We start from the raw sequence: 16,100 nt of genomic DNA on the forward strand, positions 1-16,100 counted from the left end.
TTATAAGATCAGTCTTGCGGGTGGTGCGGTTTCGATGTCGTTTCCCAGCCACCGCTGACATCCGACAGCTGAGCTTCGATGCACTCGACATCGAGCGCGATAGCACCACCGCCGGAAAGGGTCAGCTCAACCGTTCCATCCGGGCCTTCCCCGTTTTGGTTGAACTGCACCGCTAGCAATGCGAGAACCTGTTCCTTGTTATCACGGTCAAAGCCGTAAGAGCGGACATTGCCCACTCGCTTCAGCGCCAGAACGCTTCGGCACCGCTCCTGCGGCTGGCCCTTTTTGCTGCCGTTTTCCCAAACAAAACGGTTGGACGACAGCAGAAACTGGCCGGATTTACGATCAAACGACGCGTCCTTCAATTTGAAAACGCTGTCCTGCATATGGGTCGAGATGACGGAGAGATCTTCGCTGTCCAGCGCCATCAATTTAAGGCCACTCATCGTGTCTATGTCCTCTTTGCGCGGACAACGCCGCTTATATCCAATTGTGACTTGGAGATAGGCAGTCGAAGCCCGCTCTACAACCGTCGGGCTTCGATGAGAGGGCAGTATTAGTCGCTGACGCGCTCAACCTGCGCACCGCAACGGTTGAGCTTTTCTTCCAAACGCTCGAAACCACGATCAAGGTGGTAGACGCGCGAGACCACCGTTTCACCTTCCGCCACAAGACCGGCGATGACCAGCGAAACGGATGCACGAAGATCGGTCGCCATGACAGGTGCACCCTTCAGGCGGGAAACACCTTCAATGCGAGCCATCTGGCCGGAAAGCGAGATTTTTGCACCCAGACGCGCCAGTTCCTGCACGTGCATGAAGCGANTTTCGNAAATCGTTTCAGTGATGTGCGAAACACCCTGTGCGCGCGTCATCAGTGCCATGAACTGCGCCTGAAGGTCGGTTGGAAAGCCTGGGAACGGTTCCGTCACGACGTCTACCGGATGAATGCCATTACCATTACGCACGACGCGTAGACCGGTTTCGGTTTCGGTAATCGTTGCGCCAGCAAGCTTCAGCGTGTCGAGCGCATTTTCGAGCAGCGAAGCACGCGTGCCCTCAAGCAGAACGTCGCCGCCCGTCATGGCGACCGCCATGGCATAGGTGCCGGTTTCGATACGGTCGGGAAGCACGCGGTGACGTGCGCCGGACAATGAGGTCACGCCTTCGATGGTAATCGTGGATGTACCCGCACCTTCGATTTTAGCACCCATTGCTGTCAGGCACTGTGCGAGGTCCACGACTTCAGGCTCGCGTGCAGCGTTATGAATGACCGTTGTCCCTCGAGCCAGAGATGCGGCCATCAACATGACATGCGTTGCACCAACCGAAACCTTCGGGAACGTATAGGTCGCACCGATCAAGCCACCAGAGGGCGCTGTTGCGTTGATGTAACCGCTATCGATTTCCATGGTGGCACCAAGTGCCTCCAGACCTTCGATGAAGAGATCCACCGGGCGCGTGCCGATGGCGCAGCCACCAGGCAAGGAGACACGGGCCTTGCCATCACGTGCCAGCAGCGGACCAATGACCCAGAAGCTTGCGCGCATCTTGGAGACGAGCTCATACGGTGCCGTCGTGTCCACAATGGTGCGGCAGGTAAAATGCACCGTGCGGGAATAACCTTCACCCTGGCTTTCCCGGCGACCGTTCACAGCAATATCGACGCCGTGATTGCCAAGAATGCGGATGAGTTGTTCGACGTCTGCCAGATGCGGCACGTTTTCAAGCGTCAGCGTATCGCTGGTCAACAACGACGCGATCATCAAAGGCAAAGCTGCGTTTTTTGCGCCTGAAATCGGGATGATGCCGTTGAGTTGATTGCCGCCGGTTATTCTGATGCGATCCATACGTCCCTACGGGCTGTGCGCCCGCCTTTCCTGAGTGCTTGCGAAGGATTGGCCTCTCCTGCCATTCCAGTCGATGATGTCCGGTCTTAAATTAGAATGGAGAGGTCCTGCCGCGTAATCCGTTAGGCTACGCAATAGAGGAAACTCCGCGCTATTTCAATTTTCTGATGAATGTTTCTTGTCAGCACGATTCGTCCGTTTTTGCGGCGGGCAGACCAATTGTTTCGTCCGCTTCGCCAGCACGTCGCGCGCGCGCCTGCTGTTTCCGCCGGGCAAGGTTCTCGCGCAGCTTCTTCGCCGCACGTGCCTTACGCTCAGCCTCTGCCCTCTTGGCCCTGTCGCCCGGGCCATTTTGCCCAGAGGAAGCGGCGCCATCATCCGCCNAAAGATCGTCGTCATCGTTCATAAGCGCATCATTAGCCGAAGTCCGGCCTTTTCAACAGCCCCCGCTGGTTTTTGCACGGTGGAACGCCGAAGTCGCAGATTGCTGCTTGCGCTCGTCATAAACCTATGGCAATAGGCCCCAACTTGATGTGAAGCAGATGCTTCGACATCGGATGCTGCGGTAGCTCAGTGGTAGAGCACTCCCTTGGTAAGGGAGAGGTCGAGAGTTCAATCCTCTTTCGCAGCACCANTTTTCCAAAAAATTCTAGCCGTTAAATTAGAGACTTCAGCTCGATCTCATGGTCGTGGTGCGTGGCGGATGTGCTCTTGACTATCATCGGCATTATGACAATTTCAGCGCGCATTTGAGTATTGGAGGGCGACGATGAAATTTGCGGTAGCGACTTTTGGTTTGCTTCTTATCGCCAGCGCTGCACAGGCAGCAACCTGTGAAAAGAACTTCAAAGTATCGGGCGTCCCTTTGATGTCAGCCATGAGCTATAAATCCTGGGAAGAGTTTCCAAAGGCAAAGGCGTCCACTGNTTTGCAGAAACTCGCACAGGCCGTTTCCGCGGAAGGGTTTTCCGGTGTGAAGGTCGACAAGGCCCTGTCATCCATCGATGCATTTCAGAAACGACAGGGTCAGGCAGAATCCAGACGCTGAGAGTTGTTGCCCGCCAGAAGGGCGCTGGTGTCAGGGTGGATATTGNTTTCAATATTCAGGCAGGCCAGGTCACGGACAAAGCCGTCGTGCGCGAAGGGATTTGCAACGTTCTGGCCGGAGCTCTCTGAGCAGATTATGNAAAAAAGTGAGCGTCAAGCGCCTCTAGAGATTTCGGCTAGATCGGTTTAAAAGCCCGACTGAACACGGGAAAAAACCATGTTGGTGAACATGCCGATCTGGGAACCAACGAATGGCGCCGAAAGACCGATTGCCACCATTACAGCAATGATCTTGGGGACGAATGTCAGCGTCGTTTCCTGAATTTGCGTCAGTGCCTGTATCAGCGCAATGATGATGCCGACCGCCATGGCAGCGGACACGGCAGGACCAGATGCAATCAGGACTGTCCAGATTGCATTTTGCATAATGTCGAGAGCGTCGGCCTCGTTCATCTCAGTACGCTCGATCCAATCGGCGTCACGAAGCCGAATTGAGAAATAAAAATTTCAGTGACGCCGTTTCCGTCTACACAGAGCGGTATATGATTCGAGCGATATGGTTAAGCCGGAGTGTTGGCGATTTTGATGCCCTCAGTGATCGCAATTGTGCCACCGGTCGTCGTCGTGGCTGTCAGGCCTTCCGACGTGACCTTTATCGAGGCAACGACACCGGTTGTCTTTTCATCGGCACTCGTCAATGTCTTGCCGATATAGGACGACGCGTTCGACAGAGAATTGACAGACAGCAGGCTTTCAAGATTGCTGTTCATCTTAACCGACTGCTCCACCTGAGAGAAGGTCGCAAGCTGCGCGACCTGCTGAGTGGCATCCATCGGGTCCGTCGGGTCCTGATTTTTCATCTGTGCGATCAAAAGCTGCAGGAAATTATCGTAATCCAGCGATGCTTTCTTTGCATCGGTTTTCGCAGCCGACGTTGTTTGTGAGGTCGCCGCGCTGGACGAGGTGCCAGAAATGCCGTCTACCATGGCGCAATTTCCCGTCTCAGTTCGTTGACCACCGCAGGGGTGATTTCGTGACTGTTGAGAATGATTTCTTCCTTCGCATAAAGGCCGCGAATGGTCTTCAGCGCGTCAAACGGGCGACCAGACGAAACCGTTGCATCGATCCGCTTCAATTCGGAACGAATTTCCTCGTTCTTGAACGTGGTCAGCAACATGGTAATCGATTTGCGGAACAGTGAAAGTGACTGTTCCTTGCCCTCCGGATTGATCAGCATCATCTGGACGATGAAATAAAGCTGCCGCAAAGGTGTCGTCGTATCTTCGAGTTGAAGAACGTGGTTTTCCAAAAGGAACGTCACGTCATTGAGGAACTCCAGAGACACCTTCCTGTCAACGCGCAGAACAGCGCCGTTGATGAAGANTTTTTCTCCGGACTTTAGAGAGATGCGCAGCGTACTTTTCATTTTAATCCATCCTTGATGATGGTTGTAACGTCGATTATGCCCTGGTAATTCGTAGATTTACGTTTGCGTATGTTCTCGCACTCTCTAAGAATCCAGATAGCGATGGAAATCAGGTTGGCTTTTAGTTCAACGGGAAGCGCATTCTCAGGCTGTTTAAGATCATCGATGAGACTGGTCCAAACGCGTCTCGTATAAAAAATTGCTTCTATCCCGTCTTTGCCGTAGTGATCGCGCTCTTTCGCGACAGCAAGAAGCTCAATCGATCTGTCTAGAACCTGTCTTTCTCTATCGCGGGCGATATTNGGGTCATCCTCCATTATCTCCGCATATGAAAACTGGAACATTCATCTTTCCTTCATGGTCTTAACGGCCACCCGTCATAGGCGTTTTCTGTTTTCTTTAGAGATAGTTAACCAGGCTTAGGCCCTGTATTTTCGACGTTATCGAGTAAGATGTCTCGACCTGATTGAGCAGCGTTGTCAGACGCGTGGAGGCCTCATAGGTATCGACGCCAACAAGGTTGGTCAGTTGGGTGTCGATGATCGTCTTCTGAGAGCTCATGTAGGTATTCGCCTTTTCCACTCTTTCCTGGGACAGGCCAATTTTCGAACGCTGGGTGTCTATGCCGGATATTGCGGAACCAGCGAGGCTCGTAGTAGCGTCATTGACGACGGCTAGCGCACTTGCGCTCAATCCTGAGTTTACCAGCTGCGACGATATCACACCCGCAAGCACAAGGCTTTTGAAACCGTCCGCATTAGCGGACACCGATGTAGATACGGTTTCCGAAGTACTAATACGGCTGCTCATGGTTGTATCGGACGCACCTGTCCAGGACGGCCAGTCGAAGCTGTCCTGGTAGTCCGCCAGGAACGTCTTCATATCGTCCGCCGTCACAGCGGAAGGATCAGGAAACTGGGTGGTGAACTGGGCGTTAAAGTCCGCGGCTATATCCGTAATGAACGTATCTGGCAGTGTCTGCGCATCCGTGTTGATGCCGGNAAAGAGATACTCGCCGTTCACGGCGGTGTTCGAATAGCTGACGAAATTTTCCAGTGTCGACATTGCCGTCGTCTTGGCAACGCTGAGGCTGCTTGCATCCGTGTTGCCACTCAGCGCAATGACCGAATTCAACAGGCTTTGCGCCGAGGCCGACATATTCTCCATGGCGAGCTGGGACGCATCCATGCGCTGCTCGGCAATGGAGTTGGCATCCATGATCGACTGAAGGCGGCTACTTTCACGCGTATAGTCCAGGCTCGTGGACGTGCGGGTTCCAAGCTCCAGCCCCACATCCGCGTAGGTGCCGGTGACTGCTTCAGTCTGCAACTTGGTGATTTCCGTCTGCGCGTTGGAGACGGTCAACTGCATTGCAGTGCTAATGGATTGAGAAGAAATGGGTGTGGTCTTCATATCAGTTCGCAGCCTCCATCAGTGTCTTCAAGAGATCATCGATTGTCGACATCAGTTTTGCCGCAGCCTTGTAGGATTGCTCGATATCCAGCATCTGAATGAGCTCTTCGTCGAGGTTGACGCCTGTGGAGTTGGAGTAGGCCTCGGTCGACTTGTTCAGCATCGCCGACGAGCTTTCCGCAGCCGTCGTAGCATTGCTGCGATATTCCTCGACCCAGCCGGCAGAATCCGTTGCGAAGCTCAGCAAGCTGGCATTGGTGGATATCCCAGCCGTCGGATCGAATTCGACCTGCGCGTTGAGATTAGCGGCGTACTTGTAAAGAAGATCGGAGTAACCAGTCGATCTATCGACGTTCGGGCTATCACCCGCAATATCGCCGTCACGAAGCTTGATGGGTGTAGCGGCCGCGTCAGCCGACACGCTGATGAGACCTGCCAGACCTGGAATGATCTCGGGGTTTGAAAAATCAACGTCCGAGCCGTCGTTCGTTGTGAAAAGTCCAGCGATTGCGTCGCCGTTTCCATCTGTTTCCGCAAAGGCACCCATAACACCGCGCGCAATCTCATCCAGTTGCGNCTGATAGCTCGGGTAGACCTGATCACGCAGTTGCAAAAGTGCTGGTAGGCTGCCCTTAGCCGTCGTGTTGCTGCCCGCACCCATCTTCACGGCAACGCCATCGATGTAAATATTGCTACCGGTGGCGTTGGCGTCATACGCAGCCATCGAATCGAACGAGACCTTTCTCGCCTTCGTTTCGAAAAGGGTCGTGCCATCGCTGGTGTAGATGACCATGTCGTTATTGGCGCGCGTGGATGTCGAAACGCCGACGATGCCGGAAATCTGCTTGAGTAAACCGTCACGCTGGTCGAGCGCATTGTTCGGATCGCCGCCCGTGGCCGTCGCAGCGCTCACGGCATTGTTCGCCTGCTCGAATTGGGAGAGCAGCAGGTTGAGCTTTTCGACAGTCTTCGATATCTCGCCGTCGGCATCGGATCTCAGCTTCTGGACCGACTGGGTCGAAGTGTTCAGGGAGTTGGCAACGTCACCAGCAGCACTCACCGCTGCAGATGCCAATGTCACGTCACTCGGCGAAGCCGCATAGGTCTGCAAGGCGTTTTGCAAAGTGGCCAGGTAAGTGGAAGGCGCTGCCGTGTACTCTTGACCGCCAAGAACGACGCTGAGCGAGTTCATGCCATCAAGAAATGTCTGCCGTCCTGCGTCATCGGATGTCGCAGCCAGCGCCTGCTTCAAAAGCGCGGTATCTTCGGTACGCTCGATCTTGACCACAATCGCACCGGTCGTTGCATTGGTGGTCGTGATCGCGGTGCGGCGATTATATTCCGTGGAGCTGGCATTCGAAATGTTGTTCGAAACGACACCAGTCTGAACAGCAGTGTTGCTCAGAGTTGCCTTTGTCGTATTAAGCGCCGAAGCAAGCGACATTCACCTGTCCTTTAAAGCTTTACCGTACCAGATTGATGAGAACGTCCATCAGATCGGAACCGGTCTGGAAGACTTTGGAGTTGGCCGTGTAGCTGCGTTGCGCCTGGATCATTTCAGTCAACTCGGTGGCGATATCCACGTTCGAAGACTCAAGCTGCTTGGAAGCGATCGAGCCAAACCCGGTCTGACCAGCAAAACCAAGCGTCACTACGCCGGATTCTGCACTGGTCTGGAATACGTTTCCTGAAAGGACTGATAAGTTGTCCGGGCTTGCGACATCGGCTAGCGGGATTTGGAAAAGTGCGCGAGCAGAAGACTTTGCATAGGTCGCGTAGACAGTGCCATCGGCTGTGATGGAGATAGACTGTACCTGCTCAGCCGGGTTACCGTTAACCTTGCCCTGCTCCATTGTAGAATTGGTCGCAGCAAATTGTGTCATGCTGGACAAATCGATCGTAATGCTCGTCTCATTGTTAGGGTCGTCGATGACCACATTTGACAGATCGAACGTCTTTGTGTCGGTGTCAAAAGACATCGGTTCACTTACGAGGGGACCCTCAGAATAAGGGAAGGAGCCGGTGCTGGATGCGTATGCCGCATCGTAGACGTTGACTTCCCACTCGTTGTCAGCTGTCTTGGAAAAATAGAAATCATATTTGATTTCGTTGCCGAGAGCGTCATAACCGGTGACTGACGTCTTCAAGGTGCTGATCTGATCGACAACCACGGTAGCATCTTTATCACTTGGGAGGTTCGCGGCATCCACGACCGGAGCGGAATCGCTGAGGTTGCCCGTCAGCGAACCGGAGGTCGAAGGCGTAGCCGTCATACCGTTGGCCGAAACATTGACGGGAACGAGGCCATCATAGCTGTTGATAACGGTCGTTGGCGTCGAGCCGGTATATTCATAGCCAAGAAGCGTGAAACCAGCACTGTTGACAAGGTTACCGTTGTCATCAGCAGTGAACGAGCCGGAACGCGTCAGAAAGACGTTACCCGCGGTATCCTGGACGACAAAGAAACCATCACCGTTGATAGCAAGGTCGGTTGAAGACTGCGTGGCGACGGCTGCACCCTGCTGGGAAATCGAATACCTGACCTGGGTGTCGACGCCGCCGGAATTGTAGTTGCCGCCGCTGGAGGACAAAACGAGCGAGGAAAAAGCAGTCGAGGCGCTTTTGTAACCTGTCGTGCTGGAATTCGCGATGTTGTCGCCGACGGTGCCCAGCTTGTTTGATTGCGCATTCATGCCGGACACGGCAGTTTTCATCGTTCCGAAAAGGCTCATCTCGAATCCTCTGTTCTTATCTGCACCAAAGTTAGGATGTGGGCCTTGCGTGAGGCTGTCTGNTTTTCTCTCTGTGGAATGACCTGACCNAAAAATTAANTTTTGTTCGGAACCATTTTCAGCACTCGCCGTTAGTCTTGAAAATTTAAAGCTTCCGTTGCTGCTTCCGCCCAGGCAGAAACAAATAACGCCGCACTCTTGGTGAGATGCGGCGCGGTACTTGTGGAGCTGATTTCGGAAGAGACTCGAAGATTTAGAGGCAGAAAGTCATGCCCAATCGATGCAGTAGCCAAGAAACCTTTTAGAGTCGATCGGGTCGAAACTCAGCTTCTTGCGGAGCTTCTTACGCAATTTGCTGATGTGGCTTTCGACAACATTTTCTTCGACTTCTTCATCGAAGATGCCGTAGATCGCGTTGAAAATCTGCGCTTTCGAAACGCGGCGTCCACGATTTGCAATTAAGTATTCTAGAATGCGGCGCTCGCGGCGCGGCAATGGAAACACTTCTCCGCTAACCTCTGGATCACGCCCATCCGAGAATACCCGGATAGGTCCAGCATCCGTAAAATGCGTGAGAACCGACAGGCGACGGCGAATAGCTGCCGCGCGAGCGAGGATTTCTCTTGGGTGAACCGGCTTGCGAACGACATCGTCCACACCGGAGTCAAAAAGCGCCAGTGTCGCATCCAAAGAATGATGATCGCTGACCGCAATCACAGGCGCCTGAGAACGATCCCGGATAGCCCGCGGCAACTCGTGAGTTGATTCCGCCTGACCAATCAGGAACGCTTCGATTGCCGCAATATCTGAGTCCGCCGCCGTATTTACCCATTCGCCAAATTCAGCTGGATCAAATCCAGTTGAGGGAATTCCCTCGCGCCCAAAAAGGGCTGTGTACCCGTCCTTAACAAGCTTCCGCTCATCAACTACCACGATCATTCGTCCGCCTCCGAATCAGTGTAGCCAATCTACATGCTAGGGTGTACGAATCGAGGGAATCTCTCACAACTACNAAAAAACACAGGCAAAAATTAATAATTGATTAACCATATTGTTCCGATTTGATCTATATATAGTAGGCATCTTCNAAAAATAGGATATTTTTTCGGGGGAAAAGTGCGAGTCAAGTCACTTAGGGCTTGCCTGCCNTTTTTTGTCAGAATCTCGCCGCATTTGTTTGGGGGCTATCCAGGAGACTTGAAGACCAACCCTTGGTTGTTCATCCCAGGCAGAAATTTCTCGCATTGGCGGTCCATTGACCGTAGCCAGTGGCGATGAGATTGCTGATCACCCTGCAGACATACCGTTGCTGGGCTGGGTCGTTGTTGGGTCCAGCATGGTATCGAGCGACCGCCATAGTCCATGTATCGTGACGATCATGGAGACGTTTCAGGAATTGGGCGGCATAGGCAACGTTCTTTGCGGGGTCGAACATTTCAGCGACGGAGCTGAATTCTGCACCGTGAAAATGGACGTTGATCTGCATGCAGCCTATATCGATCAGCTTCGCCCCGCCACGCTGGGCGTCGCCAACCAGCTTGTAAGCCTCCGGCAAATTTTCAGGGAAATACGCCTTGCCTTCAATGTTGATGGCATAANGGCTCAGCGAGCCCTTGCGTCCCGTCTCGGTCAATCCAACAGAATNAAGGATGCCTTCGGGTATGCCGTATCGATCTGCCGCTGCATGTATCTGCCGCTCACAATCAACTCTGGTGACGGGCTGCGAAGCCTCACAGGTAAACGTGGTCAGGACGAACGCTGGCAGCGCGAGCAGATATTTCAGGCTGTGAAATATTGTCATGGCTATTTGTCTCTTCTCTGGCGTTGCTTCCCGGGCGACGATAAAACTGTTCCTGTGGCNTTTCTTCCTGACCACGCTGCCCTTGCTGCGCGCTTTGCTGACCCGTATCTGCTGGCTGGCGGTTGTTCGTGCCGCTATCCTGGCGGTCCGTGCCGCTGGCCAATGTCACCGTCACATTCTCCACGCTGAAACCCTGAGACTTCAGTGCCTCCAGAATGCTGGAACTATCTTTCTGCAGCTCACTGTAGCCCTTGAGCGTATGCGCAGTCAGCTGCACGCTCAACTCGTCTCCTACCAGCTTCATGGCTGCGGTCACGTGCCCAAGATCAACTGGTGTCATCTGTATCTTCAAGACGTGGACCACCTGTCCGGTGCTTGAAATCATAGGAGACTTGCTTGTCTGGTCTGCCATNGCGCCTGCCCATTGCGGGTCAGTCGCCATCGCCGTCGTTATAGCTGCGGCGTTGGATGTTTGCGCAAGGCCCACAAAACGTCTGCTTTCAACGACTTGCACAACGTCGGAGACATCGCCTGCGGCCTTGGAGACGTCAACCTTCGTTGACCCGTCTTCATTGGTATCGAAATGAAGATCGAGCGCCGGCGCATCCTGCTTTTGCAGTCTCACGACAGTCGAGCCGGTGACAGCACCTTCGGCAAGCGGATCGCCACCAGTCACTGCTCCAGATGCGGTACCCAACACAGAATTTCCATCATCGGGTGACGGAGCAGCCTTCTGCTGAACGGATTGATCGACAGGCATCACGGTTGAAGCGAGCAGCGATAGCAAGTCATTGTCGCCGTTGGAGGTGTCTGTTAATGCAACGTCTGCATCGCCTTTATCTTCTCCGTTGTCGACGGCATCATCCGTCTCGGAGGTCGCCGTCGTGGAAGACAATTTGCTCAGGGCGGTCACGAGCTTCGCCAGATCGCTTATCACGGGCAGTGGCACTGTCTCAGCGGTGGCGTCGGGGAACTGCGTGGCACCGGGCGGAACAGGCTCCGCTGTTTTGGTGTTCTGAAGCCCGTTGAGTTGAGCAGTCAAAGTCGTTTGTGTCGTGGGCTGGCTCGGCGAAACCGCAGCCGCGTCGATAAAGATTGCCGTCGGAGCGATGGTTTTATTGGTTGCCGCAGCGGGCGCGGCACTGACTGGGGCTGCTGACACCTCGGGCTCGGGGACGTCAGCGGGCTGGTCAGCGGTTGCATTCGCATTTGCAGGCTTGCTGGATGCTGAGGGTTTGGGAGGAGCAGCCTTGTCGAGGGAGCCCAGAGTATCGGAAAAGCCCGATCCTNCCCGCTTCGAGGAGCTATCACGGTCTTGACGGCTTGTCTGATTGACGGTTTCGGCATTGCCGGGAACAATAGTCTTTAAGACGTTCATTCTATCTCTCCTCCTGCTCCAACAAAGAATCTATCTCGTTTAAACGAGCTCGGCTCTTGTCAAAGAACTCTCTCAATGGTGCTCCCGCGACGACCTGCCCGGACTGCTTTTGTGCATCGACATCATCATTGCTAGCCGAAAGGACAGTCTTGCCGTCGCCAGCCGGATCGTCGCCTTGACTTGGCGGAGAACCTGAGGCGGCTGGCACTCTCACAATTTGCTCGGCGATCGTTTTTGCCGCGTCGCGCAGTGCGATATCACGCGGCGACAGTTCGTCGTTGGGTATGCTTGCCAGTGTGTCTGTGGCGCTATGGACGGCGTCGCTTGGAACGCCTGCCAAGCCGGAATACAGCTTCGAGAGGGGCATGCGCGACGTATCGCCTGTCTTCGATGTCAGCCCTTCGGCTTCGTCTGTAGCAAAACGTGCCAATTCGACCTGACCGCGCAACGAAGCCTGACGCGCAATGCGCAGATAGATTTCTTCCGCGCGCTTAGGGTCCATCAGATCCGCGATCTCCACGATGTTCTCCTTGGAGACAGCACCAAAGCTTTCGACGACGAAACCAACGAAGAGGTCGGCAAATTGGGAGGCATAGGGCGAGTGCAGAAATCTGACCGCATATTTTCGGACATATTGAAGGGTTTTGTCGGGCTGCTTCATCTGGATCATCGCGATGATCGAACGTCGCAACGCTGCCTCTTCGATGATCGTGCCTGGCGCCGTCAGGCGTGCATCATCGAAGNAAACCAGTGACGCCGCNGGGTCTCTCGTCACGGCAATATTGNCCGCAATCAACATCAGATAAGGACCCAGAACCCCATTGCGGTATTCAGGGAGAATATCGGTGATGATCTTTTCGACCTGCACGCCACGCCCGTTGAAATATTTCTGCAAGATGTTGATGACGCGGGAATCGAAATGTCCCTGCACATCACGCGCAACGAGATAATCGAGCGTCTGCGGATTGCCGCCACTCATGATGTAGGCGAGCGCCGCATCAGCATTTCGGGAATCTTCAAAAATCGAAGCATCGGCCGTTCTCAGCGTCGTATCGATGGTTTCCAGAAGATACTTCTGCATGTNCCGCGCGGAATGATCTCCCATGACGACCGAGTCCTGAACGAACTGGAGGGAGCGCAGGATTTTGGCAGGTGGCAGATCGCTCTGCGCGTATCCGTAACTGGCGCTGGCCAGCCACGAAATGCCCAGAAACAAGACAGCAATGCGGGTCGCTTTCATCATCCGCTGCCTCAACTATCCTCTAGCAATATTTCGATGCGACGGTTTGCACCATTCAGCGGATCGTCGGAGGTTTGCAGACGCCTGTCGGCAAAACCCGACAATTGCTTGATCCGCGTCTCATCCAGACCGCCGCGCGACAACATGAAGTAAGCGGCGTGTGCGCGGTCCATCGACAGCGTCCAGTTGTCTTTTCCGTCACTGCTGTAGGGACGCGCATCCGTGTGACCACGAATGACAACGGCGCCTTTCTGCTTGCTGAGAACCTGACCAATCTTTTCCATCGCAAGAACGAGGTCCTTCTGCGGCACGGCAGAACCGATGCCGAACATGGCAGTGTTGGCCTTTTCAGAAATCGTGATCAACGTGCCACCCTCGGCGGGCGTAACGACAATGCCTTCCGCGAGCTTGCCAGCAACACCGGCAACCTGCTGGGCAATCTCGTCGCGTAGTTCGGCCGTCGTCTCTTCCTGTGCAGCATCTGCCTTGGATTTGGCGGCGGTATGCGCCTTGGCCGTCTTCGTCTTGCTTGGCTTAGAGGACGTTTCACCTATTTCATCGACGGCGCCCGGATCGACTTTCTGCGCCTTGATCTCTGTCGCCTGCAAAGTTGCTGGTGACTCGCTATCATTGATGACACTGGCCATGTCCTGTGGAACAGCAACCGCTTTCGGATCTGTCNTTTTCTGTGCCTTTTCAGGCAGAGCGGTATCCTGGATCGCTACCCCACTTTGATCGGGGCGGACATCGACCTGCTTGCTCCAGAAATCCGGATCGAACGGGTCGCGATAGGCCTCTCCGCCGGACGCGCCGGTTGATGGACCGGAATCGCTTGCACCACCCTCGCCTTTGGCGCTGACATTTGCCTGTTGTCCGACTTCCTGTGCGATTTCGGCCAGAACCGCGTAGGGGTTCTCGAAGAACGCCGCTTCGGAATAGGCCGTCTTGTCGCCGGAGGACGAGGTCATGTCGTCACCGCTTGCAGCAGCGGCAGCGTCATGCGTCTTTTCGGCTTTCGTATCGGACTTTTGCTGGGTCTGCTCGCCGTCGGCAGTTTTTGCGGGCTGCTTCATTCCCTTGTCGGCAGGCTTTTCGTCCGTCAACTTGATGGGATTGAAATAGCTGGCGACGGAAGCCTTCGTTTCCTCGTTTGCAGCATTTACCAGCCACATCACGAGGAAGAAGGCCATCATAGCGGTCATGAAGTCCGCGAAAGCGANTTTCCAGGCACCACCATGCGAGCCTTCGTGACCACCTTTATGGCGTTTAATGATGATGATTTCGTTTTTGCCGTGATGGTGATTTTCGCCTTCACTCATCCGCCAAACCCCGTGCGTTCTGGNAAAACTCTGCCAGTCTCGTCATTAAGACTGAGCTATCCATTTGTACTTTCACATCAATATCGGTCGAAACGTCGTAATCGACCTGATTGTCGACCGCACCCAGACCTTCGCGGATTTTGGACNAAAGATGCTCCGGGCCGGTTATCTTGATCGTACCGGCAAACCCGCCTTCGATCTCGCGGATGATTTGGGCAGAGATATCGGCTGCTGTATCTTTCGCAAGCTCCCGCTCCATGACAACAGAGAACAAACGAAAGCATGCGCTTTCGACATTGTCGGCAATCATCTGCTTCATTGAAATGACCGAGGTGGCGAGATGCGTTGCGATCTCTTCCTCATACCGGACACGCATCGCCTCCAGTTCCTCAACGTGAAGCGCACGCAATGCTTCCAGTGCAGTCTCCTGATTGACGAGCTGTTCCCGCTTGCCAGCCTCTTCCCCCTCGACAAAAGCCTTGCGCTTCTCTTCATCGACATCGATGGCGATTTCGGGTTCAGGCGACCAACTGCTGTCGAAGGCAGAAACCGACGTATCCAACTCAATAATGTCAGCTGCATCAGGCGGCGTGAACTGGCTGAAGTCCTTGAGATATTTTGCCAAAGCTCCGCTCATAGACGCACCCCGTCCGCTATCGTGCTTGTCTTTTCTATGGAGAAGAGAATCATGAAATAATCCGCAAGGCATTCAGAGAGGGCCAGCAGAGCGATTTCGCAGTCTTGATGAGAAAGCGAAAACCCGGCAGCAATTCAGTGTCCTAAAGTAGAGGTTCAAACTTGTGCGAGGATGAACCCCTACCCGACATCACGAAAAGAGAGTGGCAAGGCTCTTTCGGTGGTTGTTGGCAAGTGACACGACTTCGACTGCCAGATCGCGCTGCGTCTTGTAGGCCGTCAATTTGGTGGACTCTTCTTCCATGTCGGCATCAACCAAGCGGCTGACGCTTTTATCCATCGAGTCCTTGAGCGAACTGACGAAGGTGGTCTGCTGGTCCATCCGGTTCGACATCGTACCAATTGAACCACCAAGCTCGTTCAGCTTTTTCGACAATTGGCTGACGACATAGACCATATCATCGAGCTCATCTTTCGTCGTGGTATCGGAGACGGCGATTTCAGTGCCCGTGACCCCAGTCGCTGATCCCGCGTTCAGAAGATAATAATCCCGAGCCGGTGCAGCGGTATCGCCATCACGTGCGCTCGCGTCTACCGCTCCGGTCAGCAATCCGCGGCTTGCGTCACTGGTGTCCACCATCGTCGTTTGCGCCGTGTCGACAGTCAGATGCTGTAGGGAAATACCGCCGGATGCGTCTTTATGAAAGGCAAACGGTACCGATTTTGTTGCCGGAAGCTGCTCGGCCGTATTGTACAGCCAATTGTCGCCGGAGAAGCTGGCAGCCTGCGACACCGATTGCAGATTGNTTTTCAAGGCACTGATCGCACCATTGATCTGACTTCTGTCTGCGCCGGGCTCATATGCTGTCGTCAATTGCGTCATGATCTGATCGACAACGCCGATCAACGACGTCACGGCTTCGTAAGCAGTGTCCGCCTTGGATGCGCCAAGATTGAGGGCATCGCCCACGCTCGTCAACACGCTTGCGTCCGATTTCAGGTTGGTGGCCGTTGACCAATAACCTGAATTATCCGCCGCAGACGCAATCTTGTAGCCAGACGTTACGCGTTCCTGTGTCTTCGACAACGTGTCGTTGCTGAACAAAAGTGTCTGAAGTGCACTCTGCACGGAGCCGGAGGAAATAATCTTGGTCATGGTACCTGCATCGGGCGGAGAGTAATAGGACATGCCAGTTATCTGGCGAAAGCCGCACTCTCATCATGAAGAGGCAAGGATGCGAAGCGTTATGACCGCCGCA

15 protein-coding genes, 1 tRNA gene and 1 pseudogene are annotated in these 16,100 nt (G+C 54.2%); 2 read left to right on the plus strand and 15 right to left on the minus strand.

Annotated elements, in window-relative coordinates; genetic code table 11:
- Nucleotides 1–8 precede the first annotated feature (8 nt).
- From CUC55_RS08325 to CUC55_RS08335, 3 genes are all read right to left on the minus strand, one after another.
- Nucleotides 9–446, minus strand: coding sequence for a DUF2948 family protein (locus tag CUC55_RS08325; RefSeq protein WP_067648670.1), 438 nt, complete (start codon nucleotides 444–446; stop codon nucleotides 9–11).
- Nucleotides 447–556: 110 nt separating this feature from the next.
- Entirely contained in the window at nucleotides 557–1,849 is a 1,293-nt protein-coding gene (murA, locus tag CUC55_RS08330) for a UDP-N-acetylglucosamine 1-carboxyvinyltransferase (protein WP_103087533.1), read from the minus strand.
- Between the two features lie 181 nt (nucleotides 1,850–2,030).
- Nucleotides 2,031–2,255, minus strand: coding sequence for a hypothetical protein (locus CUC55_RS08335; RefSeq protein WP_103087534.1), 225 nt, complete (start codon nucleotides 2,253–2,255; stop codon nucleotides 2,031–2,033).
- 153 nt (nucleotides 2,256–2,408) lie between these two features.
- Here CUC55_RS08335 and CUC55_RS08340 point away from each other — a divergent pair.
- Together CUC55_RS08340 and CUC55_RS08345 are read left to right on the plus strand one after the other, a co-directional pair.
- Nucleotides 2,409–2,483: transfer RNA gene (locus CUC55_RS08340), tRNA-Thr, on the plus strand.
- Nucleotides 2,484–2,618: 135 nt separating this feature from the next.
- A pseudogene (locus CUC55_RS08345) lies at nucleotides 2,619–3,025 on the plus strand (hypothetical protein).
- A 57-nt stretch (nucleotides 3,026–3,082) separates the two neighbouring features.
- Here the strand turns inward: CUC55_RS08345 and fliQ are convergent.
- From fliQ to CUC55_RS08415, 12 genes are all read right to left on the minus strand, one after another.
- Nucleotides 3,083–3,349, minus strand: a complete 267-nt coding sequence (fliQ, locus tag CUC55_RS08350; RefSeq protein ID WP_067648679.1) for a flagellar biosynthesis protein FliQ — start codon at nucleotides 3,347–3,349, stop codon at nucleotides 3,083–3,085.
- Between the two features lie 107 nt (nucleotides 3,350–3,456).
- Nucleotides 3,457–3,882 (minus strand): flagellar hook assembly protein FlgD, encoded by a 426-nt coding sequence (gene flgD / locus CUC55_RS08355; protein ID WP_067648682.1) that lies wholly within the window; start codon nucleotides 3,880–3,882, stop codon nucleotides 3,457–3,459.
- Entirely contained in the window at nucleotides 3,876–4,322 is a 447-nt protein-coding gene (gene flbT, locus CUC55_RS08360; RefSeq protein ID WP_103087535.1) for a flagellar biosynthesis repressor FlbT, read from the minus strand. The genes flgD and flbT overlap by 7 nt, the downstream gene beginning before the upstream one ends.
- Nucleotides 4,319–4,666 (minus strand): flagellar biosynthesis regulator FlaF, encoded by a 348-nt coding sequence (gene flaF / locus CUC55_RS08365; protein WP_067648688.1) that lies wholly within the window; start codon nucleotides 4,664–4,666, stop codon nucleotides 4,319–4,321. Before flaF ends, flbT begins: the two co-directional genes overlap by 4 nt.
- Nucleotides 4,667–4,721: 55 nt before the next feature.
- Complete coding sequence (locus CUC55_RS08370) at nucleotides 4,722–5,735, minus strand: flagellar hook-associated family protein (protein ID WP_103087536.1); 1,014 nt, start codon at nucleotides 5,733–5,735, stop codon at nucleotides 4,722–4,724.
- A gap of 1 nt (nucleotide 5,736) precedes the next feature.
- Complete coding sequence (gene flgK / locus CUC55_RS08375) at nucleotides 5,737–7,179, minus strand: flagellar hook-associated protein FlgK (RefSeq protein ID WP_103087537.1); 1,443 nt, start codon at nucleotides 7,177–7,179, stop codon at nucleotides 5,737–5,739.
- 19 nt (nucleotides 7,180–7,198) lie between these two features.
- Nucleotides 7,199–8,467, minus strand: a complete 1,269-nt coding sequence (locus tag CUC55_RS08380) for a flagellar hook protein FlgE (RefSeq protein WP_067648697.1) — start codon at nucleotides 8,465–8,467, stop codon at nucleotides 7,199–7,201.
- Nucleotides 8,468–8,734: 267 nt separating this feature from the next.
- Nucleotides 8,735–9,406 (minus strand): response regulator transcription factor, encoded by a 672-nt coding sequence (locus tag CUC55_RS08385; RefSeq protein ID WP_067648700.1) that lies wholly within the window; start codon nucleotides 9,404–9,406, stop codon nucleotides 8,735–8,737.
- Between the two features lie 280 nt (nucleotides 9,407–9,686).
- Nucleotides 9,687–10,268 (minus strand): transglycosylase SLT domain-containing protein, encoded by a 582-nt coding sequence (locus tag CUC55_RS08390; protein ID WP_103087538.1) that lies wholly within the window; start codon nucleotides 10,266–10,268, stop codon nucleotides 9,687–9,689.
- On the minus strand, nucleotides 10,198–11,646 hold the full coding sequence (locus CUC55_RS08395; RefSeq protein WP_103087539.1) for a flagellar hook-length control protein FliK: 1,449 nt from the start codon (nucleotides 11,644–11,646) through the stop codon (nucleotides 10,198–10,200). The genes CUC55_RS08390 and CUC55_RS08395 overlap by 71 nt, the downstream gene beginning before the upstream one ends.
- A 1,251-nt stretch (nucleotides 11,647–12,897) precedes the next feature.
- Complete coding sequence (locus CUC55_RS08405) at nucleotides 12,898–14,205, minus strand: MotB family protein (RefSeq protein WP_103087541.1); 1,308 nt, start codon at nucleotides 14,203–14,205, stop codon at nucleotides 12,898–12,900.
- 826 nt (nucleotides 14,206–15,031) lie between these two features.
- Nucleotides 15,032–16,030 carry a flagellin N-terminal helical domain-containing protein gene (locus CUC55_RS08415; RefSeq protein ID WP_103087543.1) on the minus strand — a complete coding sequence of 333 codons (999 nt, stop codon included), beginning with the start codon at nucleotides 16,028–16,030 and terminating at the stop codon, nucleotides 15,032–15,034.
- Nucleotides 16,031–16,100: the final 70 nt, after the last annotated feature.

This window comes from Agrobacterium bohemicum (genome assembly GCF_002896715.1).
GTDB lineage: Bacteria > Pseudomonadota > Alphaproteobacteria > Rhizobiales > Rhizobiaceae > Agrobacterium > Agrobacterium bohemicum.

What these genes read in the sequence shown, in the direction of transcription:
- CUC55_RS08325 (WP_067648670.1), bottom strand. Translation starts at nt 446, where the DNA reads ATGAGTGGCCTTAAATTGATGGCGCTGGACAGCGAAGATCTCTCCGTC.
- fliQ (WP_067648679.1), bottom strand. Translation starts at nt 3,349, where the DNA reads ATGAACGAGGCCGACGCTCTCGACATTATGCAAAATGCAATCTGGACA.
- flgD (WP_067648682.1), bottom strand. Translation starts at nt 3,882, where the DNA reads ATGGTAGACGGCATTTCTGGCACCTCGTCCAGCGCGGCGACCTCACAA.
- CUC55_RS08380 (WP_067648697.1), bottom strand. Translation starts at nt 8,467, where the DNA reads ATGAGCCTTTTCGGAACGATGAAAACTGCCGTGTCCGGCATGAATGCG.
- CUC55_RS08385 (WP_067648700.1), bottom strand. Translation starts at nt 9,406, where the DNA reads ATGATCGTGGTAGTTGATGAGCGGAAGCTTGTTAAGGACGGGTACACA.